Genomic DNA, 24,625 nt, shown 5'->3' with positions numbered 1-24,625 from the left:
TGCCCGTCACGGGCGCCGATCGCCTCGAGCTCGTCGAAGGTGGCCTCCATGATGTCCGACAGCGGCGCGTAGTCCTCAGAGGTGCGGGCCTCGGTGACCGCGAAGACCTCGGACTGGGCGGCGTCGACGACGTCGTCGATCTGGCCCTCGCCGGCAAAACCCATCTGGGCGATCTTGGTGCCCGCGTCGATCAGCCGCCGCAGGATCGCCTTCTCGCGCACGATGTGCGCGTAGTAGCCCGCGTTGGCCGCGATCGGGACCTGCGAGACCAGCGTGTGCAGGTACGGGGCCCCGCCGATGCGCGCCAGCTCACCGGCGCGCTGAAGCTCGGCCGAGATCGTGACGGCGTCGGCCGGCTCGCCGCGGGAGTACATGTCGAGGATCGCGTCGTAGATCGTCTCGTGCGCCGGACGGTAGAAGTCGCCGCCCTTGACCTGCTCGACGACGTCGGCGATGGCGTCCTTGGACAGCAGCATCGCCCCCAGCACCGACTGCTCCGCGCCGTTGTCCTGCGGCGGCGTGCGGTCGAGCGGACTGATGTGGTGGCCCTCCTCCCCCACCAGCTGCAGGGACAGCGGCTCAGGTGAGGTGGGGGTCATCGCACGCCACCGGTGAGGTGCGTGGGGGCATTGCAGGCAGCAGTCATTCGGTCCCGCCAAGGTCGAAGGTCTCCTCAGACTAGGTAGAAGGACCGTTCGGCCGGGGACGCCGCGCTGCACCGGGCCCGATGCCTTCCGCCCCCGCGCCCACCTCTGGTGTGGCGACACCACCCGGACTTGCCCGCCGCACCCTGCCTCTTGCAGCGGCCGGCAGCACTGACAGCCGCGACATACAACGCCCCATACGCGATCACCTACGCTCAACCTCACGTCGCGGCCAACGGACAGCACCCGCAAGCGTCGTCCTGTGTCGGCTGCTCACTGGCAGACCCAGCTGCGGGCTGCAACGTCGAAGCCGCCACAGTCACATGGCGTTCTGCCGGTAACTGGAGTCGCCCGAACCAGACCCACCCAGGCAAGCCTCGCCACGCTTGCGGGGCCTCCGCAGATCCCTAGTCTGGAATCAGTCCAGACAATTGCACCGGCGGCCGCGATGCCGCCGGCAAACCCGAGGAGAGTCATGACCCAGGTTCGCGACGACCGCAGCAAGACCCACGAGGCTCACCCGCCCTTCAAGGCTTCGCCGGCGTTGGCCGGACATCTTCAGCAGGTGCTGGTCGAGCTGGTCGACCTGCACATCCAGGGCAAGCAGGCGCACTGGAACGTGGTCGGCAAGAACTTCCGCGACCTGCACCTGCAGCTCGACGAAGTCGTCGACGCCGCGCGTGGCTTCTCCGACGACCTGGCCGAGCGCATGCGCGCGCTCTACGTGACCCCCGATGCGCGCGCTGCCACGGTCGCCCACCGTTCGGGACTGCCTACGTTCCCCGCCGATGAGGTCGACACGGCCGACACCGTCGACCTCATCACCCAGGCGATCTACACCGTCGCCGGGACCGCCCGCCGCGTCCACGACGACGTGGACGCCGAGGACCCCACCACCGCCGACCTGCTGCACGGCTTCCTGGAGCGCCTGGAGCAGCTCGCTTGGATGATCGACGCCGAGAACCGAATTGCCAACAGCAGCATCCCCCGCCCCGTCCACCAGTGACGCAACAAGCACCGCGGCCGGGACGAGATCGAGTGCCGGCTCGGTCGCGGTGCGCCCTCCTCCGTCGCCCCCTCAATGGATGCAAGTTGTCCTGGGAGCGGCGTCGACCCAGCCGTCGCGGCTCCGTCTACAAGCCAGCGCCAGAAGCCCACGCCTCCGACGACTTGCGACGGAAGCGACCCTGGTCACGCCCTTGAGCGTCTCGGGTGGGGCATGACACCGCTGAGCTGCTCCTGGCCTCGCACTTCACCGTCCATCGTGGTTCGGTCGCGCCCGCCGGCCTTGGCGGTGTACAGGCACTCGTCGGCGCGGCGTAGCGAGGTCGCGACACCGGCAGAGAAGGTGCACGGCAATACCTGCGCCCAGTTGCGGCGCAGCCGCTCGACGACCGTCACCGCGCTCCTCAAATCGGTGTGATCAAGCACGAGAAGGAACTCCTCGCCCCCGAAACGGTAAGCGAGGTCGGTGGAGCGCAGAGTCGTCGTCACGCAGCGGCCGAAGCTCACCAAGAGCTCGTCGCCAGCGAGATGACCTTCGGTGTCGTTGTAGAGCTTGAAGTGGTCCAGGTCGAGCAGGACCAGCGCCGGTGCCGGTCGACCTGTCAGGGTCCTCCGATCGAACGCGGCCAGCACCTGATACATCTGTGCGCGGTTGGCCAGACCGGTCAGCGGGTCAGTGTTGGCCAAGCGGTGCAGGCGTGCCACCAAACGGGCAGGCAGCTCGGCGCACGCCGCCCAGATGATGGTGGCGATCGTCAACCGGATCACCGTCTCGTGCAGCGGCAGGTTGTAGGCAAAGAATGCGGTGGCCCAGGCCAGTGGAAGCAGGACGACGAACCGGCCGGGGGGGTTGGTCTGTCCTATGAACACGAAACCCAGTGTCTGGGCGGTCACCAACAGCGAGGCGGCCACGGGCGAGACTGCCGTCAACCCCCACACGCTGGCGCTGAGAAGTACGGGCCACAGCAGCAACACCGCAGGTCGGGTGCTGATGATCATGATCCACAGACCTCCGGTCGCCACGATCCACGCCAGCGCACCCAGCGCGATGGAGACCGTCAGCTCGCCCACCGCCGCGCTGACCACGACGGCCACCACCGCGAAGATGCTGACCCCGGCGGCTCCTGCGGCGTTGGCACGGTTGTCCGCGTCGCGTCCAACGCGGTCGTCCTGGTCGTCCTCCCCAGCCCAGTCAACCCCCTCACCGTCGTCGGCCGACCGCCCCAGGTCCAGGTCGGCGACCCGACGAAGACGTTCCGCGCTCATGACCCGATCACCCTCGCGATCGGTCGCCACAGCCCCCGGTGCTGCGCACACTGAACCGAGGCCCCTGCCCGTCGCAGACCGACCTCGGCACGGCGCGGACCCTGAAGTGGCCTCACCCCTGGATGCCGCCTGGACACACCGCGCATGTGAGCCTTCCAACGGGATCGGGGCGGATGGTGCGAACCTCTACCGCCATCTCATCGGAAGCTCCACGGCAAACCTGAGACAAAGTTCAGCCCAGTGCGTTGCCAACGCACCTGCGACGCGGCACCCCGCCAAGTTGTGAGGCCCCGGCATCACTGAAATCCGGTGCTGTGCAGCCCAACGGATCTGATGCACCGGGCTTCGGGAGGGTCGGCATGCCATGGCCGTGGGAGAACGAGCGGCTTCCTGCGCCGCCGGTGGTGCGGGGTGCACCCGGGAGGTTGCGGATCCCGGCCATCGGGTCGTGCGAGCACGCGCCTCGAGAATGACTCACGCCCCCGCACCCCGACCGTCGAGCTCAGAACTCTCTTCACGACTCCGGTTGCGCGAGCACGAACTCCGCGAACCCCGGGGTGGTGAACGACAGACGACCGTGACCAGACGGCTCGATCAACCCCTTGTCGATCAACGACGAGCGTGCTGCGCTGACCCCGCGAGTCCCCTGCCCGAGTCGGTCGGCGATGGCCGACCGCTGCACCGGTTCGGAGACGCTCGCCATCGCCGCCAAGAACCGGCGCTCAGCCGCGGTGGCCTTGGCCCACCGACCACGAAACATCGGCTGCATCCGCTCGATCGCCGACACCTCAGCACGCTCGACATGACCGACGGTCAGAATCCCACCGTCCGCACCATTCGAGGCCGTCCACGTCTCATCACCCAAGACTTGGACCATGAACGGGTACCCGGCAGCTGCGCGCACCGCGCGGTCCAAGGCGTCAGATTGCCACCTTACCCCTACGGCGGTGGCCGGCGCCTCCAAGGCGTCGCGGGTGCCTGTCGGCGTCAGGCGAGCCAACGTGCGGTAGTCAAACCGCTCGGCGAACGTCGCCGCCTCCATCAATCGCTCAGGCAACGCGGGGAGCCCAGCACCCAGCCAGGCCGCAGGTGCATCCCTGGACTCGCCCTGTAGGTGCTGAACGGCGTAGGCGAACGTGCGCAGATCAGCCGAGGCCGCCGCCTGCAGCTCGTCAATCAGCACTACCAGGCCAGCCCGACCTTGGTCACGCGCCAGCCGCGACGAGTCTGACACCAGGGCCTCCAGCGTCACGTCGACCGGACCGCTCCCACCTGATGCGTGGAACTCAGCACCGACCCTGACCCCCGGCACACCCAACTCGACCTTGAAACTGGCCAGGCGGTCACGCCACCGCTGCAGCCCCTCCCCCGCACCAAGCCCGGCGCGGACCACGCCAGCGGCGACGGCCCGCGCCAACTCCGGGACCAACGGCTGGTCTTCGCGGGCACTCACCCACGCCGTGACAAAACCGACCTGCTCAGCCTCACGTTGAATGGTCCGCAGCAGCGAGGTCTTGCCGATGCCGCGAGGCGCCGAGAACAACGACGGGCGCCCCGCCAGGCGACCGAAGGTCGCCACCTGACCAAGGTCGCGGCGCAGACGCTCCAACTCCTGGTCCCGGCCGGCGAGCACCGAAGGCAACTCACCCGGGGTGAACGGGCTGCGCATCACTACCTCCGATACCTGTAGATACTTGCCCAGAGTATCGGGAAGTATCGGATGGCGGAGGACCCGTTACGCAGCGTCGAGGAAAGATCGCGCGGCTTCCATCACGTCGCGGTGCTTGCCGATTCGGACCACCTCGGCGGGCGCAGCGAAGTCAAGCTCGGGATTCATGCCCAAGAACCAGGCGCGCACGGTGTCCTCGGACTCGGCCACCTCGAGCATCGAGAAGATCTGCAGCACCAGACGCAATGTCTGCGAGGTCCCGGTGGGGACCTTCGCGCCAGCACGCCACCGCGAGATGCAGGAACGGTCCTTCTGCACGATGTCGGCGACCACCTTGGGCCCCAGCTTGTCAGCCAGCACCGCCACCAAGTCGGCATCAGAGATCGTCATCGACAGCCGGTGGGCATGCTTGAGCGCGTCGGGTCGGACCTCAACGTGAACGGACATGGCCACCTCCAGCAGGATATGCCCCACGATAGTGCGCCGGGTGTGCAAAAACGATGCACGCGCACGGCGTGGCGTGAGCGTGTCGCGCGTGACGGCGCTGACCGCAGTCCACTGAGCAGTGTTTGCTGCAAAAGAAATCCGCGACACGCCCCGCGCGAAGCCTTTTCAGCAAACGGTATGCGGTTTGATCGTCCTCATGACCAAGACGACGGGACCGGGCCGCCCCTCCAAGGGCGAGCGCGACGCGTTCTTCACCCGACCGGCACGACCGGTCGGGGACGCCGTCCGCGCCCAGGCGGACGCCATGGGTCTAAACCTCGGCGATTACATCGCCAAGGTCCTGGCCGAGCACCACGACTTGGGCCACCTGGCTCCCGTCGGTACCCGCAACAGCGACCAGAGGGAGCTGCCACTGCAGCAGAGCGCCTAGAGACAAAGCAAGGCCCGCCCCTGACGGGACGGGCCTCATTCCCAAAACTCCGACCGCAGTTCTTGGCGGGACCAGGTCGAGAGTTTCAGAGTCCGCACCCGAGGGCGCGGCCGTTGCTTGGGACTCACCATACCCCAAATCATTTTGGCGACCCCGAAAACGGGCCGCGAGTTCGGCGTGTCGTTGGACGCCGGCATCACCAGTACCGCCCGCGGCCCGGACCGTTCTTTGCGGCGCGTCACGTATGTCGTCGGCTTACGTGAGTGCCCTCCGGGCACCGGGCACATCTTCCTTCGCCACGGTGAACGCAATCGACGGGTCCTCCCCCGCCGGCACCCCGGCGTGGTGTCGGTGCGTACCAGCTGCGCACCTGAGCGCGCCTACGGCACGCTGCCGACCTGGCGCTCGCGCTGGCACTGGCTGAACATCGTCGTCCTCCTCGCCGCGACCGAGCGCCGGCAGGTGCTGGTCGAGCACGGTGTGTCGATCGAGTCGTTCCGGGCCTGGGCCCGCGCGGAGTCGCTGTACGCCGAGCTGTCCACCGGCCGGCGGTGCATCGTGCGCCCCGACACCGTCGCCTCGCTGCTCGAGGTGTCCACCCGCACCGTCCAGCGCTGCAGGGCGGCCGCCAGGGATCTCGGTCTGGTCGTCGACGTCGTCCACGGCCGCATGCTCAGTGCGGCGGAGTGCTTCCAGGCCCGCTACCAGGGGTCTCCCCAGCGAGGCATGGCCAACGAGTCAGCCCTGACGGTCCCGGCCTGGCTGGGCCTGGCCGCCTGGCCCGGAAACACCGGGTCTGTGGATACTGTCACCCCTACCAGTGGTAGGGCGCAGTCAGCCAAAAACCCTGCAGACACCTATGGTCTCCCTCGCGGTGCGAGTGGAAAACCGGCCGCACCTTCGGCGCGACGGCACCAAACGCAGACGCTCGACGGCATCCCGGACCTGGACTGGCTGCAGAACCGGCTCTGCGAAGCCGCAGCCACGGCTCTGGCGGCCGAACTCGTCGTCCGGGTGCCATTCCTGACCCACGAGAGCCCCAAACGGATCACACCCACACTCAGACGCTTCGTCCGCGGCGCACTCCCCTGGACCGCCACCGACGTGCTCGCGCACATCGCCGCAACCGACCGGGCCCGCCAGCAGCCGGCCTTCACCGCCGACCGCATCACCACCCGCCCCGCAGTCGTCCTCGCCGGCTACCTGCGCGGCGTCGACCCGCAAGACGACCACCCCCGCACCCACGTCCTAGCCGAGCTCGACATGGTCGACCACTCCCCCACCCGCCGGCCCTGGTGCGGCCACTGCGATGAACGCACCAGGCACGTCGACCTCGCCGACGGACGCACCGCACGGTGTGGACGGTGCCACCCGACAGCCGTGGGCAGGTGGTGACTCGGACGGGCCGCGCGATTGGGCGACGTTGTCGAAACAGAAGTCCTGCTTGAGACCAGCTGGCCGGAGCCAGCGAACCGGATTGCTCAAATGGTGGCCTGGCTCGGCGACGATGTAGCCGAAGTGGATCAGCGATCTGGGCCTGTCGTGCGGGGGTGTCCCCGCCGACAAGGGTCGCGCGCATACGGTGAGAAAGTTGTGGCTATTCGTGAAGGCACCGCTGTCGATACCGCGTCACTTTGGCCTGAGGTCCTGAGTCGCCGACGGTTCGCCGTTCACAGGTTTCTCCTAATCGTCCCGGCCTCGAGGCACCCTGAGGGCCCCGCCAGGAGGCCAGATCGCCATAGCCTCGCCGGGTTCAAAGCAAACGGTTCGTCCATCTCCGTTGCATCAAGCGGTCTCCTGACGCAGGCCCGCGGGCGACCTCTCACTGCACTCGGGCCGGCCCCCGCGGGCCAAGCACGCATCGACCACAGGTCAACCCGTGCCTGGCGTCAAGGGCATCGCCCGCAAGAAGCTGCGTCGGTTACCCCGCAACATCGTGCGCATCGGACCGGGCATCGACCAGTGCCCGGCTGTGGAGAAAGCATGCGAAGTCGCGCAGCGCACCCGCATTCGCATTTTCTGGGGTGGCGACTGATCGGACTGCGCATGGGAAGTCTGCTGCAAGTGAGGTGCGTGATCGTGGGGGGCGTCAAAGCGCAGCCTGATCGGTGCCAGGTGTGGCTGTAGCCGCTAGTGCCAGCAGCAGGTTCTCCATGGAGACCGTTCCAATGGCTTCGCCGGACGACGACGTGATCAGCAGGGGCGTGAACCGCTGGGCGGCATCGCGGCTCATCGCGTGCGACGCGGCCCGCGCAAGCGGTGTGGAGGGGGCGGCCGTGATGCACGGGATGGTGGCGCCTGCAAGCCTGTAGCGACCATCTTGAGCTCGAATGTATTCCCCCGGCTGAAGTGGGTCGACCAAGGCGGCGAGGGTCGAGGCGATCTGGGTCTCGAAATCGTCATCGACCGGGAGTCGGTCGAGCAGCACGGTCGTAGTGTCGACGGTGGGCCACGGCGGACCGGGGCGCGCCAGGAGAAACCCCTGCGCCAAGGGAACACCCAGACGATAGAGAGCCGAGAGTTGAGTCTGGGTCTCGACACCTTCGACGATGACCCAAGCGTCCAAGGCGTCACACAGAATGCCGAACGCCCGTAGCAGCGCCTCGGCAACCGGGTCGATGCCAAGGCGATGGATGAGTTCGCGGTCGATCTTGACCATCTGCGGACGGACCCGCAGCAACTGCTGCACACCAGCATGCGCGGCGCCGACATCGTCAGCGGCGATCATCCCGCCGGCGGCCTTGACAGCAGACAGGGTGGCTGTGACCTGGTCGTGCTCTGGTGGCCACTGGTGCTCGGTAACCTCAACTACTAGCCCGGTCAGGTTTCCTCGTCGGGCGAAGATGTCGATGACTCCCGGGTCGACGAGGTCCACCGGGTCGACGTTCACGGTCATGAACGACCCGACCGGCACCGCGTCGAGCAAGGCGAAAGTTGCGCGCAGAACTCGTTGGGTCAGAGCACCGGACTGTCCCGCGGCGCGAGCGGCCTCGAACAACTGGTCCGGGCGAACGCGCCACGATGCGGGAACCCTGGTGAGCGCCTCGTATCCGACGGTCAGGCCCGTGTCGAGGTTGACGATGGGCTGGACCGCCATGGCTAAAAGGCCCGGCTCAGCCAGCACCCGCTGGACCGCTTCACCGGGCGACACCGGGGTGTCTGTCACATCCCGACCGCCTCGTTGCCGTCGAAGACGTCCTCGATGGCCGCCTCGAGCAGGACGGCGGTGTCACCAGACATAGGGATGGTGCCGCCGTGGTGAGCAGCGGCATGCATAGCGGCCTGATCGAAGATCTGCTCACGGGTGCCGCGGAACTCAGCCGCGCAGCCGGGCACCACGTCACCGCACCGAAACTTCTTCATGCTGTCGGTCCTCCCTGACCCTGAACACGTTGTGTGTGCCAGATCGGCAGGACCAGCCCATTGTTGAGGACAACACCTGCGCGGCCGGTGCGCCCCTGTGTCCGCGACCGGGGCCATCCGCCAACGACGTCTAGCGGCTGGCCGGCAGCGCCCGAGTCGTCCGGCTCAACTGGCATCCGCCGGCGCCGAGGGCGCACGTGATGACGTCGTCACTATTGGTGGTCGGTGCCGATGGTGAGACTGGCGGCGATCCGCGATCAATCAATTGGGCGACTGTCTGTCAGGGGGCCTGATGGCGCGAGCCTGCAGCGGCGTCGGATCACGACCGGGTCGCGTCCGCGATGGCGTCGGCGAGCTGTTGGGCGGCTTCGGGGCCCAGGTGCGTGGTCAGGTCGCACCCACCGCTGCTCTCGGCGCAGAGCAACCGTTCGTCGCCGGTGGCAGCGTCGACCCGCGCGACCAGGGATGCTGGCAGTCCCGCGCCTGCGCCGGTGCGGGACCAGTCGCCGCGTCCGCATGCGTCGCACACCGTCTCGGTGAACCCGTGGCTGAGCTGCAGCTGCTGGCGGGCCGCTCGTCGGGCGCTCTGCGGTGTGGTCAGAAACCCGCAGGAGCAGCGGCCCCGAACGCGGCCTTGGGTGACGATGTAGCCGTCGAAGATGTGCACCACTGATCGCATGACTCCCCCGTGATGATGAGTGGACATCACCGGCCGCGCCGGTAGCCCCGGTTGTGATCGTGAACCGAGATGAGCACGGTGTCTGTCAGTTCCACGTAGGTTCAGACGGGTTGTTCGGCCCGGGCTACGACGGTGGTGTTGCGCCCGGCGGCCTTGGCCTCATACAGGCACTCATCGGCGCGGCTCAACGCGGTAGCGATCCCGGCCGAGAACGTCGAGCCCGACGGGTGCCGAGCCCAGGCGGTGCGTAGCCGCTGCACCAGCACGGCGGCCTGCTGCTGACCGACCTGGTCGAACACGAGCAGGAACTCCTCACCACCGAACCTGTAGGTCCGGTCGTTGCGGCGGGTGTTGGCCCTGATGCAGTCACCAAAGGCGCGCAGCAGCTCATCGCCGCCCAGATGTCCATGGGTGTCGTTGTAGGCCTTGAAATGGTCCAGATCGATCAGCACCAGCGCCGGTGCCACGCCACCGGCGGCAGAGTCTCGAGTGAGCTCGGCCATGGCGCGGTTCAGCTCGGCCCGGTTCGACAACCCAGTCAGAGGGTCGGTGGTCGCCAGGTGCTGCAGCTTGCGCAACAACCGGGCGGGGATCTCAGCGCAGACCGCCCAGATCAGTGTCGCAATCGACAGCCGGATCAACGTCTCGCGCACCGGCAGCCCGAACGACAGCCACGCCGCGACCCACGCAATCGGCAGCAGCACCACGAACCAGCCAGGCGGGTTCGTCTGCCCCGCAAACACGAACCCCAACGTCTGGGCGCCGACCAACAAGGCGGCGGCGGTCGGTGAGACCAGCGACAAGCCCAAGATGGACAGCGACAACAGCACCGGCCAAACCAACATCCGGCGCGGCGGCGAGTCACGCAGCCCCGCCCACACCACCGCGCTCATGACCACCCAGGCGGCCGCGCCCGCAACGACCGTGGAGGTGACCTCACCGGTCTCCCAACTGGTCAGCACCGCCACCACGCTGAACAACGCCACCCCAGCGGCGCCGTAGGTGTTCGCCCGCTCCCGGGTGTGCCACACCGATGATTCGGCCGGCAGATCCAGGGGCGGCAGCGCCGAAACGGAATCCGCAGCTATTGGATGGGGGCGTTTGACGGACGGCAGCACCGCCCGCCCCCGTGTCCTGCTCACAGAAGCCATCGCCATCATCGCCGTCCCAACGCCTCGCTCATGCACCAGCCTATCTACCTAGTTATGACTAGATCGGGCCATGCGGAGTGGAACTGAGCGGAACGGTCAAACTCACGACCAGAACGTCTGCCGACGACAGCAAGCCCCGCCGGCCGCGCGCGGCGCATACATGTGAAGACCGGGGTGGGCGATGTCGGGGGGTTTGGGTGACGCAGAGCCTGTGATGGTTCCGCCAGGCCGTCGCCCGCACCGAGGTCACCCACCTACAGTTCGCGGCTATGGCCGGCCTGCCGGTTCCCCGGTCGGCGCCCTCGGAAGCGGCTTCGCTACACCAACACAGGCCGGTCTCGTCGCACTGTCAGCCGCATGGCGGGCACCGAGGATGGACCTGGCGCTCATGAGCGAGCCCTCCTCCGCACACGAGCTGCGATGGCACACGGGACTGAGCGTGACGCCGCTGGCCCAGCTGTTGGGCGTGTCAGCGCGCCGAGCCAGTGCCGTGATCGGCGGACTCGCTCCAGTGACCGGATTCCCCACCGGCGGGCAAGCCAACCAGAGGACGCCCAACGCCAACTCGACGCGGCCCAACACGAACTTCCACGTCGATCAACGGCCCGTTCCCTCACGCCGCGGCGCTCACACGCATGCACACCGAACGCCCCGATCCCAGGAGTAGCGGTGCCAAACACTCTCGCAAAGCCTCAACCACGGGCCGAGGCACCGACGGCAGCAGCTCCTCCGGCTGCGGTGCTCCGAGGCCACCGGCTCTGAGATTGCCGCCGAAATTGTGCTCATCCTGGCAACAACTCGCACCCACGCCCGTCGCGTCTACGACCGGTTCGGGCCCGCGGTGCACGCCCGGGCACTGGTCGGCATCGCCGTGCCCGACTGCGACACCAGGCCCACTGCAGTCTCTGAGTCACACACTCGCGCCTGCTTGGACCCCGCGGACTGGAGGTCATGAACTACTTGCAGATGGCCAAGCGATGACAGATATCGCACACGCTCTGAAAGTATCCGCCGGCACCGTACAGGGGCATACGTGATGTTCAGCGGCTGCGCGGCGTTCATACGCGAGTTCCCCCACGGCCGCTGCTGTTCGCAGGACCAGCTCGCTGGGGGCCGTCACCACAACAAGCATGCAGGGTCAGTCGTGACACGCGCCCTCATGTCTTCGACCGCGTCGCTGCTGAGCAAGATCCGGCCATCGCCAGACGTCGACGCACTCAGACGCCCCCGCTCTACCCAGCGACGCACCGTGCGCGGCGAAATTCCCAGCCTCGTTGCGGCCTCGGCGACCGTGATGGCCCCCGGGACAACCAGAGGCGCAGTGGCCAGGAATGAGACGTTTGTCGCGAGAGGCATGGGCCAGTCCTGTTCGTCAGAAGGGTCTATCAGCGGCGCGGGCCCGAACCCACCGGCCCAGTCTCACCGTCAAGCCGCGCCCCAGCGCCAATCAGATTGGTCAGGAAGGGATTCCTGAGCAAACCTTGACCCGGAGTTGTCACCGACTCGAACCACCCCGCCCCGTGCAGGGAAGACCACGTGTTGGGTGCAGGACGAAGCGGTGATGATCGAGACCGCGGCGCCGCCCTGCCCGCCCTGTGGCGATAGGCGGTGTCGCGTCGTAGTCGCCGTTCTTGGGGCTTCGACGGGGAGCCCTGGGAACGGCCCTCCCGTGACCGCCGTTGCGGTGCACAAGGTGACGTTCTTGCTCTCCGGCCGACAACATGTACTGACCAGGGACGTTAATCGAGATCGTGCCTGACGCCCACCTCGGCTTATCCCAGATGCACGAACTCGCGCACGGTCAGACACAGTCGCGCCACTACCTCGGCCCGGTGGCCCGACCAACCCGCTCCGAACGTGGGGAAACCGCCCTGAAGGTCTCGGGTCCTCAGGGCGGCTCTCAGTAGGTACGTAACCACGCTGCGCGTCCATGGCGCACATCCGTGTCATGAGTGTCATCCACTCGAGCGAGAAACTCGAGCCAGAGCCCTGCAAACAGGGTATGGCGAAGTTCGCGAACGTAACTGCTCGAAACATGGAGCGAATTCCGACAAGCGAAAGTGGGCGCAGGACTACCGCCCCGGCCCCTGGCCCGCCCTGTACACGCCCGGCGAGCCCCTATCGCTTGGTGTCGGCCTCAAGACCGCTACACCATGGGTCCAGGCCAGCAAGCCGCCCGTCGTTGCTCCTCCTTGACGGGCGCCGCTGTGAAAGGCCCCCAGGAGAGCTTGCGCTTGAATCGATGAACGAGCGTTGAGAATGCGGACACCTTGTCGGTTGGCCACCGGGGTGTCAGTCGAGAGAGGTCGGCACAGTGCCGCGCGGAATCGAAACCGGTCCACCAGTGGAGAGTCGGCGGTCCGCCCGTCCACGGGCGTGGGCTGAGATCGTCGATGACAGTCATATGACACCACGTATGGCAGGACACATGGTGCGACTACGTGTGGCCATACGGCGTAGCGGATGGTGCAACGCATGAAGCACCACATGGTGGCACCAGCGGAGCAACGTGTGGCGCAACAAATGGTGCAACAGTGGTCGTCCAGATGTGTACTCAACTGGTTAGCCACAGGCGTTGACGCCCGTGTTGACACACGTCGACCACACAGCTTCGACACACGACATGTCAGCGGGATGATCATCCGCCCACACAGCAGATGCATCGACCGGCGCGCCTGCTGGACCGACGGGCGGTCACCCGCCAGGATCCCCACATGGACATCGACTACGACCGTCTCGCTCGCGTCGTCTGCGTTGCCAACGGCAAAGGAGGGGTCACGAAGACGAGCCTGTCGGCGAACCTCGCCGGCCTTGCCGCAGCTGCTGGGTACCACACCCTGCTCGTCGACCTTGACCCCCAAGGTGATCTGTCCGACGATCTGGGCTATTTCGACGACAACACCGACGACCACGGCGAACAACTCGCGGCAGCCCTGGTCACCGGCTCTGCGCTACGACCGACCCTCACCGACGTCCGCCCGAACCTCGACGTCATCACAGGAGGCGAGCACCTCTCCGACGTCACTGGCGCACTGGTCTCTCGGTTGTCGCGTGGTGCATCGACCACCGACTTGCTCGCTCGCAGCCTGGCGCCCCTGGCCGGCCAATACGACCTCGTCGTCGTCGACACCCCACCCATCGACGTCACCTTGCAGGTCATCGCGCTGGGCGCCGCTCGCTGGCTCCTCATTCCCACCAAAGCCGACGCCTCCTCCATCCGCGCCATCGGACGAATCGCCGAACGCGTCGTCGACGCGCGCAGCGACGTCCATCAGCTCGACCTGCTGGGCGTCGTCCTCACCGGCGTCCCCACCGCAGCCACTCGGGTCCGCGCCGACGCCGCCGCCGACATCGCCGCCACCGTGGGGACTGTCGCGCCGCTCTTCGACGCCACGATCCGCGCCAGCGACGCCGTCGCTCGCGAGACCCGCGCGAAGGGCCTGCTGGTCCACGAGCTCGCGGAGAAGGTCGAAGGTGCTCAGCCGTTCTGGAAGTCCCTGCGCGACGGCACTGCCCCACAACGGCTGCCCGGATCGGCGCCGGCGCTGGCCGCAGACTACGTCGCCGTCACCGAGCAGGTGTTGCAACGACTGGACCACCTGGAGACCCAGAGCAGGGGAGTGGCATGAGCGAGTCCACCAGGTTCCGCAGCCTCGAGGGGATCCTGGCCAAACCAGCTACCAAGAGGCAGCCACTGCCCGCCGTCGACCCCACCGACGACACCGACCCGAGCGAATCGGCGACCGCCAGTCGCACCGACGCCACATCGGAAATGTCGGAGAAGTCAACACCCAGCACCGACACGCGGGCACAGACCGCCCGGGCCGCCAGCCCCCGCCCCTCGACGCCGGGGCGGACCCGCAGGGAACAGGCGACCCAACCCGCGCGCGCGGCCCAGCCCAATTCCCAAACCACGGGCGGCACCCGCCGAGTGCCGTTCCGGCTCGGCGAGGACCTCGCACGCGGACTGACCGAGCGGGTCAGCCGGGACGGCACCAGCCAGGCGCACGTCGTCCTGGACGCTATCGAGGCCGCCCACATTGCCGGAACCCTCGGTGACCTCGTCGCCGCCGAGCAGCGGCCCACCAGCGGCGCTGGTGCCCTGTTTACCCGACCAGCGGTGCGTGGTGCCGCCACCGCAAGCGTCGCCACCGAGATCCGTCTCGACGCCGGCACCCTGGCCGTCCTGGACGAACTCGTCGACTCCACGGGGGCCGCCACTCGCACCCAGCTGATTATCGCCTCCTTAAAGGACCACCTGGCCTGAGCGCATGTGATTCTTCGACCGCAGCTGCGCAGGGCGGGGAGGGCTTCCCGCCGAGCACTACAGCGTCCCCGGATGCCGCCAACGCTCGAGTACACGCACCGCGACCCGCACCATCGTCACGCTCAAGCGGAAAACACCTGGACCACCTGCGATCGCCACTTGGCCTGGCACCCGCATTCCAGCCACCGAGGCATCGGACCCGATGATTTCACCGGCCTGGCACTGGCGTGGTGCTGTCACTTGCGTCCACCCAGTGTCCGCCGGCCCATATCGACGGCGCCCGCAGCGCCGTCGCTCGGACGCCCATGCGGCCCAGCGGCAGGAAGCAACCCGCTGCGGCCTCGAAGAAGCCGCCAGCGGGTAGATGCACGCATCACTTCGACCCCAACAGCGGTAGCCCTACAGACCGCTCTCCGGCACCGATGGCCGCGGCCTGTCCGAAAATTGAGCGGTCACACTTCTCGTAACCCATAGCAACCTGCTATGTGTGGGCGATGGCGGCACACACCGGCTCTGGCGCGAAAACCTCGCCAGGCACCGCAAGGTCGGGCCAGCAACCACCTCAGCCCGTCTCATCGACCGGCAGCCACCGACTGATCGCCGCACACGACCTCGCCGTCCCACCGGGACGCCCCGACAATTGGGTACGCCGGGAAGCCGTCGCGCTCCATAACCAACGTCGCCGCGACCCCGTCGATGACCGCAGATTTCGCCTCGACGACCCGCCTCTGGACCCATCGCCGGCGGCCGAGCCGAAGGCGGACGTCGGGTTGACCGCGATGTGGGGCTCGGACGTCGGGGGAGTCGGGCGGTGATTGATTACGCCCGCGCTGCCGCCGACCCCACCTGCCGGCTGTACCCGCACCAGATCGACACCACCGACGCCGAGCACCGGCACCGAGTTTGGCTGTGCGGAGGCTGCACCGCCCGTGTCGCGCCCCGCCGCTCCCACACTCGTGCCGGCGGCACCCGCGTCCTGGCCCATTTCGCCACCTGGCCACGCGTCGACGACGATTCCACGCCCCATGACGACGCCTGCGCCTTCCTGCCACACCAGCGGCCTTCGAGTGCGTCGACGAACGACGAGAAACACACAGCGGGACATCGCGGCATCGACATTGCCGCGACCTGGGTACTCGCACCGGTGGTCCCCACCACTGACCACCGGGTCGATGACCGCGCGATGACACCGTCCAAAGGCGCGGAGGATTCCGATGGCCCATCGTCGACAGGTCAACCTGGCTCCGACGCACCGGCCCGGTCGTCCATCACCGACGCGCACCGCATCCTCGACCTGCTCCGACACTTCGACGACCAACCGCGGCAGATGCTGAAATTCGCCGCCCTGTGGCAACCCGGCCACGGTCAACCGAGCACCGAACTGGGTTGGGGCGATCTGTACTTCCCGCCAAGCCGGCACCACCTGCTGCTACAACAGGCCCGTGACCACTCGATACCTGATCACCCTGTCGCCGTCACCGGGCAGGTCCAACAAATCACACGTACCCACAATCGACGGCGCGACGCCGACGACCTCTCCATCTTCTTGCGCGTAGCGGCCACCGACTCCAGCGACCGACTCGTCCTGCGTGGACCACCCCACCTCATGCCGCCGACTGTTCGTCAGGCGGACACCTTGCTGGTCTTGGCCAGCTGGAGCGCATTTACCCCTTCCCATCGCAACGTGTCCCATACCAGCACCACGTACTGCACCGCCTGGATCGTCACCAACCAGCAAGTGATCCAGACCGGACCGCACGACCCCCTTGACTGACATCCCAACGCCACCCCATCTCATCCACGGCACCCCGACCAGTCGCAACCGGTCGTTCACGCGCAACACCTAGACCAATCTGGTCCCCCCAACGCAGCGCCTGGTGGAGACTGGTGGCACGTCCCGCCGTGAACTTTCTCCGAGGCCTCACGGCGGGACGCTCGCACGACGTGTTCGACCGCTCACTTCTGAACCGCGTCGGCCCGGGCCACAGGCGGACTTCGGAGCGCCGTTCACGCCCACCCACCGACCCAGGCTGCCGCACCGCCGTCCAGTCAGTCGATCGGGGCCCGCGCGAAGCGAGCTGCGTCTGCAGGTGCCCCAGTGGTACGTGAACGCTACGCACCCGTACTGCTCAAATCCTCCACCGCTCTCATGTATTTGAAGTAGATTCACGCTCGGCCGCATCGAGCGGCGCAGGGAGGGGGTGGGGACATGACCGGCCACACAGCCGCCCACCCGGCGGACGCCCAAAGCTCGGTCCCGTCACATGGACCATCGGCAGCCTGGTCGGTACTCGCGGTGGCCCTGGGAAGCACAGCTGCAGTGCCTTTCACATCCGGCCCGATCGGCGGCGTCTTGATCGTCGTTGTCGGGATCGCGTCCATGGCTGCGGTCGCGCGCGGGATGATGACCGCAACGGCCATCACACGCCCCGTCCTGCTGGTGTTCGTCGGAGCCGGTTCCTGCTTCCTGATCGGAATCGTGCTGCGACCCAGCGACGCGCTGAGCTCGGGCAACGTCTCGGGACTGGCAGACGCTTTCACCTTCGCCGGGTATCTCGGGTTGCTGATCTTCCTTGCACGCATGCTGCGAACGTCGGCAACCACACCGGTCTCGGTGGTCCTCGACGTCCTCGCGGTCACTTTCAGCGTCAGCCTCGTGGCGTGGGTTCTCCTGGTCGAGCCAGCCATCACCATGTCGGGACGTTCGACCTTCGATGGACTACGGTCAGCGGCCTACGTCGCAGCCGACGTGCTGCTGCTGGCCGTGCTGGTCCAACTGGCGTTCCGGCGAACCGCGCTGATGGCCGCATCGCTGCTCACGGTGGCGGCCATGCTCTTGCTGCTGAGCGGCGACCTGACCTACGCCGCGTACGACGCCGGCTGGTCCATCCCCGTGCCCGAGCGGTACTGGTCCCTCGGATATCTGCTGTCCTTCGGGTTCTTCGGCGCCATGGCCCTCCACCCGTCGCTCGAAGCCTTTCTCTCACCGTCGCAGAGATCGTCGTGGTCCTCAGAGCGGGCGCGCTTCGTGCTGCTCGTCGCGGCCCTGGCGGTCCCGGTCGCACTGCCCGCTCTGGACCGCCCCGAAGGCCACGTGGACCAGATGGTTCGCGTGGCCATGTCGGGGCTCGTGATCGCCGCCGTCTTCGCCCGCCTGGTGGTGACCGCCAGCCACCTGTCGGCGGCCGCCCAACGACTAAAAGTCGCCGAGCAGATCACCCGCCGCGCCGCCGAGCACGACTCATTGACCGGCCTGCTCAACCGGCGGACCGTGCTGCGACTCATCGACCACCACCTCAGCCACACCCCTGGCACCTGGCACCTGTTGTACGTCGACCTTGACGGTTTCAAGCCCATCAACGACGGATGGGGCCACACCGTCGGCGACCGCGTCCTCGTACAGGTGGCCGAACGCTTCGCCGCCGCGCTCAGGCCAGGGGAGGTGCTGGGCCGCGTCGGAGGCGACGAGTTCCTCGTACTGACCAACCACGACCCCTGGAATGCTGCAGGGCGACTCCGGGCAGCACTCGACCCGCCCCTGCAGATCAACGCCGCCACACGACGGCAGTTGAGTGTCTCGGTCGGCGTGGCGCAGGCCGATGCCGACACTGACGCCGAGGCGCTCATGCGGCATGCCGACCTCGCCATGTACGCGGTCAAGAACTCCCACCGAGACGGTGTGGCCATCTACACACTCGAAATGGACCAAGCCCTCGCCGCGCAGGCGCTGATGGTCGACGAGTTGCGCAGCGCGCTGGGCACCGATCAGCTGTCCATGTACTACCAGCCCATCGTGGACGCCACCTCGCTCGAGACCCGAGGCTTCGAAGCCCTCCTGCGATGGAACTCCCCGGTCCTGGGATCAGTGCCCCCAAACCAGGTCATCGAGGCAGCCGAACGATCACACCTCATGGGCGAGCTGGGGGAGTGGATCCTGCGCACGTCGATGGCCGAGCTCGCCCACCGGCTCGCAGCCCACCCCGGCCGGCCGCTCATCATGTCGATCAATCTGTCGCCACGGCAGCTCGAGGACGGCCGATTCGTGGCATCGGTTCGCCAGCTCCTCGCCCAGTTGAACCTCGATCCCGGTCTGATATGGCTCGAGCTGACCGAAACCATCGCCCTGGCCGGAACCTCCGACGCCGCGCAGATCGCCTACGACCTGCGTGAGATCGGTGTACAGGTCGCGCTCGACGACTTCGGCACCGGATACGCAGCGCTGACACACATCCGAGAGCTGCAGCCAGAGGTCATCAAGATCGACCGCAGCTTCATCTCCGGTGACGGAGACGGTCTGGCGAACGAGGCCGTCGTGACCGCGGTGATCGCCATGAGCCACGCGACAGGCGCAGCGGTGGTCGGCGAGGGAGTGGAGACCACCCAGCAGGCCGAACACCTCAAAATGCTGGGTTGTGACTATCTTCAAGGCTTCTTGCTCGGCCGACCTGCACCCGGAGCGGCGCTCGCCCCGACAGCCCCGGGCGTCCAGCTCGCTGGCTAACCCACGGCCCAGCCACCTAGGTGGGCGCATGTTCCTCTGGCGCACCCAGCGTCGGTCCCGGTTGCCACCCTCAATGCTGGGCCGGTGCGTCGGAATCGTCGATCACGCCCCGCTCTCGGTAGGGTCTTGAGGCCCGGCCAGGCACCTGGCCCACCCGCTCGGGGAGGAGCCCACGTGGACATTCGAGTCGTTCGCACCGTCGATACGACGGCCCTGGCCGCCTTCTACTCGCTCTACGTGGCCGCTTTCGGCGACCTAGCCGAGCGGGCTGCCGCACGACACCTGTTGACCCCCGAAGAGTTCGACGCGGAGATGCAAGACCCCGGGGTGGAAAAGTACATCGCCTTCGATCGGGACCGGGCGGTCGCCATCAGCACTCTGACCGACGACCTGACCTCCGTGCCGTGGATCTCACCATCGTTCTACGCCCACCGCTATCCCGACCACCACGCGCGAGGCGCGATCTTGTACCTCGGATTCACCCTGGTCCACCCCGACTACCAGCGCTCGTCCGCCCTCACCCGGATGCTGACGGCCATGTGTAGCCGCGCCCAGCAAGTGGGCGCCGTCGTGGGCTACGACATCTGCGCCTACAACAACGACGCCCACGACTTCGCCGCCGCCACCGAACGCACCATGAAGCGTCTGGCCGACGTCACCGTCAAGCAGATCGACGTGCAGACCTACTACGCGATGACCTTCGAACCCTCCTCGTGTCCTGACGACTGATCGACGCACCGTCGCCAATCCTCAAGAGCTCAAGCCATTCCTCCATTTTGATTACGCAAGGCCGCACTGTTCCTCAGACTGAACATGCGCGGCGACTGCCGCGGCAGGAGGAGAAGCGAAGATAAAGGCATTCCGATGCGGCGACGTCGTGCCAGGGTGCACAGCCACCTTCACCGGAACCGAGTCCGACATCCTGGCTCAGGTCGCTGACCACGCCAGGGTCGATCACCACATGCACCAGGTGCCGACCGAGGTCGTCGCCGCGGTGCAGGCGGCGATGGTGCCGGCCTGAGGCCCACCGTGTCACTCACCGTGGAGGGCGCGGTCGGCGCCCTGCTGGCCGATCCCGAGCTCGTGCGGCTGGCCTTGCAACCCATCGCCGACGGGCGGCGAGACGCGGTGTTCGGGTCAGGCGTCCGAACGATAGATCAACGCCACCGATTGTGGCAGTGGTGATCGGTGCGGTGCTCGGACGAGGTGCTCACACCAGGGAGAACCGGCGCCCCCCGCACCCTGTTCCCGCGGACGGAGGGGGAGTCCGACGTCCCGAAGACGTGGGACGACCTCGCGTCCGTCGCGAAGACGCTGACCAAGGGCGACACCGTCGGCTACCCACCGACGGCTCCGCCCGCTCCGTTGACGGCGATCCGCTGCCCGGCCCGCAAGTCGGCGTGCTCGAACAGGGCCTGCCAGGCGGTGAGTCCGACCACGGGGAGCGCGGCCGCGTCGGCGAGCGGGATCGAGGTGGGTGCCGGGGCCAGGATCTCGGCCGAAGCGAGAACATGCTCGGCCGACGCGCCGTCGCCGGTGAAGGGCAGGAACCCGACCACCCGGTCGCCGACCTGGAGACCCTCGACTCCGGCACCGAGCGCGTCCACGGTGCCGGAGAGGTCCACGCCGGGCACGTGGGGCAGCGTCAGTGGCATGGGGCCCTGCATGTTCCCGGCGCGGATGTTGCCGTCGACGCCGTTGAACGTCGTGCCGGCGGCGCGCACGCGCACCTGGCCGGGGCCGGGGACCGGGGGGTCGACGTCCTCGAGGCGTAGGACGTCGGCGTCGCCGTACTGGTGGAAGCGGATGGCCTTCATGGTGATCTCCTCTGTCGTGGCGATGCTGCGGATTCGAAGCACAAGGGACGTTAGGAGTGCTGCGAACTCGAAGCAAGTGCTTCGAATGCGCACTACTTGTAGGCTGGCGTCATGACGACCCCGTCCCCGTCCTTGGACCACGAGCAGCTGGGCGCGTACTTCGCGCTGATGGAGGTCGCGGGACTCCTGCGCCACGCGGTCGAGCAGCAGCTGCGCGAGGACGGCGACCTGAGCTACGTCCAGTTCCAGCTGCTGGCCCGCCTCGGCCTGGACTCGGCCACCGGCAGCGAGCGGATGACCGACCTGGCCGACGGCGTCGTGTACAGCCGCAGCGGCCTGACCTACCAGGCCGGACTGCTCGAGAAGGCCGGCCTGGTCTCGCGTACGCCGTCCGTCGACGACGAGCGCGGCGTCACGGTCACGATCACCGACGCCGGACGGGCGATCGTCGAGCAGGTCATCCCCGGCCACGTCGAGATGGTGCGCCAGCAGCTGTTCGGACCCCTGTCGCGCCGGGACACGCAGGTTCTGGCCGACCTGCTCTCGCCGGTGCGCGACCACATGCGCGCGGCACCCCCGCGCTCGGCCGTATCCCGCAAGCGTCACTGATCGTCTCCACCCGCTCCCTCAAGCAAACCCAACCGGCGACAACTACCCACCGGGAACAGGACAGCGGCCACCGTTCACCAGGGAATTCCCATGGGAAGTCGAGGGCCGCTCGGAGACGATTGGGGGACCGGTGCCCGTTAGCGGGTCCCGCGTGCGGTTCCTGCTGTGGTTATGCCTCGCTCAACATCTGTTTCACGTTTCCAGCCCCTTCGTCTGTAGGAGCCGCTTGCGCGGAGCGGAGGCACGTGGCGCACGGACTGTGCGACACGGGTTTTCGGTGGGCCCTCAGGTCCGAAGCTCCGGTGCCGATCATGACGGTGTGAAAGGGATCATCTTCAACCTCGTCGAAGACATCGTGACAGCCGAGCATGGTGAGGACACCTGGGACGCGCTGGTCGATCAGGCGGGGGTTGATGGTGCGTATACCTCGCTGGGGGACTACCCCGACGCAGACCTGGGTCGTCTGGTCGCGGCCGCATCGGCCGCCTTGGAGACGCCCGCCGACGACATCGTGCGATGGATCGGGCGGCAGGCCATGCCCATCTTCGTCCAGCGTTACCCCGGGCTCTTCTCCCGCCACTCCGGCACTCGCTCGTTCGCGATGGGCCTGAACGAGGTCATCCATCCCGAGGTGCACAAGCTGTACCCCGGTGCCGCTACCCCCCAGTTCGCCTTCGACACCTCCGACCCGTCGGCCCTGGGCATGGAGTACCGGTCCGCGCGGCAGATGTGCTCGTTCGCCGAGGGGCTGCTCTACGGGGCCGGCGACCACTTCGGTGAGGACCTGGTCATCACCCAGCCCCGCTGCATGAAGCGAGATGACGACCACTGCTTGCTGGTGGTGTCGCACCCATGAGTCGCCGCGAGGACACCCTGCCCACCCGGGCGGACGCTGACCTCGTGGACACCCTGGCTCGTGTCCAGCGCAGGCTGGAGCGCGAGCGACGCGCCCGCCGTGAGGCCGAGGCGATCGCCGAGCGGAGCACCCGAGAGCTCTACGACCGCCAGCAGGAGCTGGCTCTGCTCGAGTCTGTCGCTGCGGGCGCCAATGCCGCGCGCACCACCGAGCAGGCATTCAGCACCGCGCTGGAGCAGCTGTGCGTCCACCTGGACTGGCCCGTGGGCCAGGCATGGGTCCAGGGCGCCGGCGACGGGACCCTGCAGGTCGCCGCCGGCGGCTACTGTCGCGACCGTGCTCGCCACGGCACATTCCTTTCGGCGTCCACCCACCTGCGGTTCGGACCCGGCGACGGTCTGATCGGTGCGGTCCTGCGGGGCGCCGAGCCGGCCTGGATCCGCGACATCGTCAAGGACCCCGACTACCGACGCGTCGCGGCTGCTCGGACCGCCGGCCTGCACGGATCGGTCGCCTTCCCCGTCGTGGTCGACGATCAGGTCGCCGCCGTGCTCGAGTGCCTGTCCACGAACGTGGTGGAGCCGGACTCCCAGCTGCTGCGAATCCTGGCCCAGATCAGCGAGCACCTGGCTCGCGTCGTGGAACGCGTCGCCACCGAGCAGTCACTGCGCTTCGAGGCCAACCACGACACGCTCACGGGATTGCCCAACCGGCACCGGTTCCTTCAGCTGGTGGGCCAGAGGCTGGGGCAGGAGAGCGCAGTCCCGTCCTCGACCGCCGTTGCCGTCCTCGGCCTCGACCGGTTCAAGGAGGTCAACGACACGCTGGGCCATGCACCAGGTGACGAGCTCCTGCGGTCGGTCGCAGCTCGGCTCTCTGATGGCCTGCCTGCGGGTGAGACCATCGCCAGGCTCGGCGGTGACGAGTTCGGACTCGTCCTGACCGGTGCCGACCCTGCCGACGTCGAAGACGTCGCCCGACGGGCCCGGTCCGCGCTGGCGGTCCCGTTCTTCACCGCCGGTGTCCAGGTGCACGTCGATGCGCGCATCGGGCTCGCGGTCTCACCTGCGGTCGGTGGTGACGCGGATACCCTGATGCGCCAAGCGGGTGTCGCCCTGAACGAGGCCAAGGCCGGCCGCGGCAGCCTCGTCGTCTACGAGCCGGCGCGCGACCAGCACAGCTCGGACCGCCTCGGATTGGCCGCCGCATTGCGCTGCGCACTCGACGGGGACCAGCTGGCTGTGCACTACCAGCCCAAGATCGACGTGGCGGCCCCCTCAACGGTGCTGGGGGCCGAGGCCCTGATCCGATGGACCCACCCCGAGCGCGGCACCGTGTCACCAGGTGAGTTCATTCCCCTGGCCGAGTCCACCGGATTGATCCGACCCCTGACCACACTCGTCCTGCGTACCGTGATCGACCAGCTCAAGGTGTGGACTGACCAGGGGCTCCACCTGCCGGTCGCCGTCAACGTCTCGGCGAGCTCCTTGCGCGACCCGGACTTTCCCCAGCAGGTCATCGCCCTGCTCGAGGTCGCGGGCGTGCCGGCGTGTCTGCTCGAGCTCGAGGTGACCGAGTCCAGCATGCTTCAGGACCCCACCGTCGCCGAACGATCGTTGAGATCGCTCAGCGATGCGGGCATCACCATCTCCATCGACGACTTTGGCACCGGCTACTCCTCCATGGCCCAGCTCAAGCAGCTGCCGGTGAACAAGCTGAAGATCGACCGAGGCTTCGTCGGGACCATGACCGTCGACGCCCGAGACGGGGTTCTCGTCCGTTCCACCATCCAGCTCGCCCACAACCTCGACCTGCGCGTCGTCGCCGAGGGCGTCGAGGATGTTGAGACCCTCTACATGCTCGACGCCATGGGATGCGACGAGGCACAGGGATACCTCTTCCTGCCCGCAGCACCGGCCGA

23 protein-coding genes are annotated in these 24,625 nt (G+C 67.6%); 13 read left to right on the top strand and 10 right to left on the bottom strand.

Annotated features, from left to right (window positions below):
- Nucleotides 1–599: DnaB-like helicase N-terminal domain-containing protein (locus ACI6PP_RS18235; protein ID WP_421113046.1), on the bottom strand; the 599-nt coding region annotated here is incomplete at its 3' end.
- A 520-nt stretch (nucleotides 600–1,119) separates the two neighbouring features.
- Here ACI6PP_RS18235 and ACI6PP_RS18230 point away from each other — a divergent pair.
- Nucleotides 1,120–1,650: a Dps family protein gene (locus ACI6PP_RS18230; protein WP_421113045.1), complete on the top strand. Its 531-nt coding sequence runs from the start codon at nucleotides 1,120–1,122 to the stop codon at nucleotides 1,648–1,650.
- A 185-nt stretch (nucleotides 1,651–1,835) separates the two neighbouring features.
- Here ACI6PP_RS18230 and ACI6PP_RS18225 read toward each other — a convergent pair whose 3' ends face one another.
- From ACI6PP_RS18225 to ACI6PP_RS18215, 3 genes are all read right to left on the bottom strand, one after another.
- Nucleotides 1,836–2,915, bottom strand: coding sequence for a GGDEF domain-containing protein (locus tag ACI6PP_RS18225; protein ID WP_421113044.1), 1,080 nt, complete (start codon nucleotides 2,913–2,915; stop codon nucleotides 1,836–1,838).
- 514 nt (nucleotides 2,916–3,429) lie between these two features.
- Nucleotides 3,430–4,584 (bottom strand): ATP-binding protein, encoded by a 1,155-nt coding sequence (locus tag ACI6PP_RS18220; RefSeq protein WP_421113043.1) that lies wholly within the window; start codon nucleotides 4,582–4,584, stop codon nucleotides 3,430–3,432.
- Between the two features lie 66 nt (nucleotides 4,585–4,650).
- Nucleotides 4,651–5,037 (bottom strand): hypothetical protein, encoded by a 387-nt coding sequence (locus tag ACI6PP_RS18215; protein WP_421113042.1) that lies wholly within the window; start codon nucleotides 5,035–5,037, stop codon nucleotides 4,651–4,653.
- A 190-nt stretch (nucleotides 5,038–5,227) separates the two neighbouring features.
- Here ACI6PP_RS18215 and ACI6PP_RS18210 point away from each other — a divergent pair, with 190 nt between their 5' ends.
- From ACI6PP_RS18210 to ACI6PP_RS18200, 3 genes are all read left to right on the top strand, one after another.
- Nucleotides 5,228–5,461 carry a hypothetical protein gene (locus ACI6PP_RS18210; protein ID WP_421113041.1) on the top strand — a complete coding sequence of 78 codons (234 nt, stop codon included), beginning with the start codon at nucleotides 5,228–5,230 and terminating at the stop codon, nucleotides 5,459–5,461.
- A 177-nt stretch (nucleotides 5,462–5,638) separates the two neighbouring features.
- Nucleotides 5,639–6,856 (top strand): hypothetical protein, encoded by a 1,218-nt coding sequence (locus ACI6PP_RS18205; RefSeq protein ID WP_421113040.1) that lies wholly within the window; start codon nucleotides 5,639–5,641, stop codon nucleotides 6,854–6,856.
- 484 nt (nucleotides 6,857–7,340) lie between these two features.
- A complete protein-coding gene (locus ACI6PP_RS18200; protein ID WP_421113039.1) occupies nucleotides 7,341–7,496 on the top strand; it encodes a hypothetical protein in 156 nt (51 codons plus the stop codon).
- A 54-nt stretch (nucleotides 7,497–7,550) separates the two neighbouring features.
- On the opposite strand, the gene ACI6PP_RS18195 is transcribed toward ACI6PP_RS18200, so the two are convergent.
- The 5 genes from ACI6PP_RS18195 to ACI6PP_RS18175 all read right to left on the bottom strand — a co-directional run bounded on the left by ACI6PP_RS18195 (nucleotide 7,551) and on the right by ACI6PP_RS18175 (nucleotide 12,010).
- Nucleotides 7,551–8,627: an EAL domain-containing protein gene (locus ACI6PP_RS18195; RefSeq protein ID WP_421113038.1), complete on the bottom strand. Its 1,077-nt coding sequence runs from the start codon at nucleotides 8,625–8,627 to the stop codon at nucleotides 7,551–7,553.
- Nucleotides 8,624–8,824 (bottom strand): DUF1059 domain-containing protein, encoded by a 201-nt coding sequence (locus tag ACI6PP_RS18190; RefSeq protein WP_421113037.1) that lies wholly within the window; start codon nucleotides 8,822–8,824, stop codon nucleotides 8,624–8,626. The genes ACI6PP_RS18195 and ACI6PP_RS18190 overlap by 4 nt, the downstream gene beginning before the upstream one ends.
- A 319-nt stretch (nucleotides 8,825–9,143) precedes the next feature.
- Complete coding sequence (locus tag ACI6PP_RS18185) at nucleotides 9,144–9,491, bottom strand: hypothetical protein (protein ID WP_421113036.1); 348 nt, start codon at nucleotides 9,489–9,491, stop codon at nucleotides 9,144–9,146.
- Between the two features lie 113 nt (nucleotides 9,492–9,604).
- Nucleotides 9,605–10,654 (bottom strand): GGDEF domain-containing protein, encoded by a 1,050-nt coding sequence (locus ACI6PP_RS18180; protein ID WP_421113035.1) that lies wholly within the window; start codon nucleotides 10,652–10,654, stop codon nucleotides 9,605–9,607.
- Nucleotides 10,655–11,770: 1,116 nt separating this feature from the next.
- Entirely contained in the window at nucleotides 11,771–12,010 is a 240-nt protein-coding gene (locus ACI6PP_RS18175) for a helix-turn-helix domain-containing protein (RefSeq protein ID WP_421113034.1), read from the bottom strand.
- A 1,358-nt stretch (nucleotides 12,011–13,368) separates the two neighbouring features.
- Here ACI6PP_RS18175 and ACI6PP_RS18170 point away from each other — a divergent pair.
- The 6 genes from ACI6PP_RS18170 (at nucleotide 13,369) to ACI6PP_RS18145 (ending at nucleotide 20,443) form a co-directional block, all read left to right on the top strand.
- Complete coding sequence (locus ACI6PP_RS18170) at nucleotides 13,369–14,283, top strand: ParA family protein (RefSeq protein WP_421113033.1); 915 nt, start codon at nucleotides 13,369–13,371, stop codon at nucleotides 14,281–14,283.
- Nucleotides 14,280–14,921 carry a hypothetical protein gene (locus ACI6PP_RS18165; RefSeq protein WP_421113032.1) on the top strand — a complete coding sequence of 214 codons (642 nt, stop codon included), beginning with the start codon at nucleotides 14,280–14,282 and terminating at the stop codon, nucleotides 14,919–14,921. The genes ACI6PP_RS18170 and ACI6PP_RS18165 overlap by 4 nt, the downstream gene beginning before the upstream one ends.
- Nucleotides 14,922–15,732: 811 nt before the next feature.
- A complete protein-coding gene (locus tag ACI6PP_RS18160) occupies nucleotides 15,733–16,695 on the top strand; it encodes a hypothetical protein (RefSeq protein ID WP_421113031.1) in 963 nt (320 codons plus the stop codon).
- Nucleotides 16,696–17,301: 606 nt separating this feature from the next.
- Complete coding sequence (locus ACI6PP_RS18155; protein ID WP_421113030.1) at nucleotides 17,302–19,422, top strand: putative bifunctional diguanylate cyclase/phosphodiesterase; 2,121 nt, start codon at nucleotides 17,302–17,304, stop codon at nucleotides 19,420–19,422.
- 174 nt (nucleotides 19,423–19,596) lie between these two features.
- A complete protein-coding gene (locus ACI6PP_RS18150) occupies nucleotides 19,597–20,151 on the top strand; it encodes a hypothetical protein (RefSeq protein ID WP_421113029.1) in 555 nt (184 codons plus the stop codon).
- A 121-nt stretch (nucleotides 20,152–20,272) separates the two neighbouring features.
- Nucleotides 20,273–20,443, top strand: a complete 171-nt coding sequence (locus tag ACI6PP_RS18145; RefSeq protein ID WP_421113047.1) for a DUF1059 domain-containing protein — start codon at nucleotides 20,273–20,275, stop codon at nucleotides 20,441–20,443.
- A 316-nt stretch (nucleotides 20,444–20,759) separates the two neighbouring features.
- Here the strand turns inward: ACI6PP_RS18145 and ACI6PP_RS18140 are convergent, their stop codons facing one another.
- The gene (locus ACI6PP_RS18140) at nucleotides 20,760–21,239 is read right to left on the bottom strand and encodes an NADP-dependent oxidoreductase (protein WP_421113028.1); all 480 of its coding nucleotides are present in this window, start codon (nucleotides 21,237–21,239) and stop codon (nucleotides 20,760–20,762) included.
- A gap of 111 nt (nucleotides 21,240–21,350) precedes the next feature.
- On the opposite strand from ACI6PP_RS18140, the gene ACI6PP_RS18135 reads away from it, so the two are divergent.
- The 3 genes from ACI6PP_RS18135 to ACI6PP_RS18125 form a co-directional block, all read left to right on the top strand.
- Nucleotides 21,351–21,848, top strand: coding sequence for a MarR family winged helix-turn-helix transcriptional regulator (locus ACI6PP_RS18135; protein WP_421113027.1), 498 nt, complete (start codon nucleotides 21,351–21,353; stop codon nucleotides 21,846–21,848).
- A gap of 319 nt (nucleotides 21,849–22,167) precedes the next feature.
- Nucleotides 22,168–22,704, top strand: a complete 537-nt coding sequence (locus ACI6PP_RS18130) for a heme NO-binding domain-containing protein (protein WP_421113026.1) — start codon at nucleotides 22,168–22,170, stop codon at nucleotides 22,702–22,704.
- A gap of 44 nt (nucleotides 22,705–22,748) precedes the next feature.
- Nucleotides 22,749–24,625, top strand: a 1,877-nt coding sequence (locus ACI6PP_RS18125) for a putative bifunctional diguanylate cyclase/phosphodiesterase (RefSeq protein ID WP_421113025.1), incomplete at its 3' end; no start/stop codon positions are given.

The organism is Solicola agrisoli (genome assembly GCF_049059935.1).
Lineage (GTDB): Bacteria > Actinomycetota > Actinomycetes > Propionibacteriales > Nocardioidaceae > JAURVT01.
The sequence above is the reverse complement of the archived record's forward strand: the minus strand, read 5'-3'. Positions and strand labels throughout refer to the sequence as shown.

Bases quoted from the DNA above. Each gene is read 5' to 3' on its own strand.
- ACI6PP_RS18230 (WP_421113045.1), top strand. From the start codon at position 1,120: ATGACCCAGGTTCGCGACGACCGCAGCAAGACCCACGAGGCTCACCCG.
- ACI6PP_RS18225 (WP_421113044.1), bottom strand. From the start codon at position 2,915: ATGAGCGCGGAACGTCTTCGTCGGGTCGCCGACCTGGACCTGGGGCGG.
- ACI6PP_RS18220 (WP_421113043.1), bottom strand. From the start codon at position 4,584: ATGCGCAGCCCGTTCACCCCGGGTGAGTTGCCTTCGGTGCTCGCCGGC.
- ACI6PP_RS18210 (WP_421113041.1), top strand. From the start codon at position 5,228: ATGACCAAGACGACGGGACCGGGCCGCCCCTCCAAGGGCGAGCGCGAC.
- ACI6PP_RS18190 (WP_421113037.1), bottom strand. From the start codon at position 8,824: ATGAAGAAGTTTCGGTGCGGTGACGTGGTGCCCGGCTGCGCGGCTGAG.
- ACI6PP_RS18180 (WP_421113035.1), bottom strand. From the start codon at position 10,654: ATGGCTTCTGTGAGCAGGACACGGGGGCGGGCGGTGCTGCCGTCCGTC.
- ACI6PP_RS18175 (WP_421113034.1), bottom strand. From the start codon at position 12,010: ATGCCTCTCGCGACAAACGTCTCATTCCTGGCCACTGCGCCTCTGGTT.
- ACI6PP_RS18170 (WP_421113033.1), top strand. From the start codon at position 13,369: ATGGACATCGACTACGACCGTCTCGCTCGCGTCGTCTGCGTTGCCAAC.
- ACI6PP_RS18165 (WP_421113032.1), top strand. From the start codon at position 14,280: ATGAGCGAGTCCACCAGGTTCCGCAGCCTCGAGGGGATCCTGGCCAAA.
- ACI6PP_RS18155 (WP_421113030.1), top strand. From the start codon at position 17,302: ATGGCTGCGGTCGCGCGCGGGATGATGACCGCAACGGCCATCACACGC.
- ACI6PP_RS18140 (WP_421113028.1), bottom strand. From the start codon at position 21,239: ATGAAGGCCATCCGCTTCCACCAGTACGGCGACGCCGACGTCCTACGC.
- ACI6PP_RS18135 (WP_421113027.1), top strand. From the start codon at position 21,351: ATGACGACCCCGTCCCCGTCCTTGGACCACGAGCAGCTGGGCGCGTAC.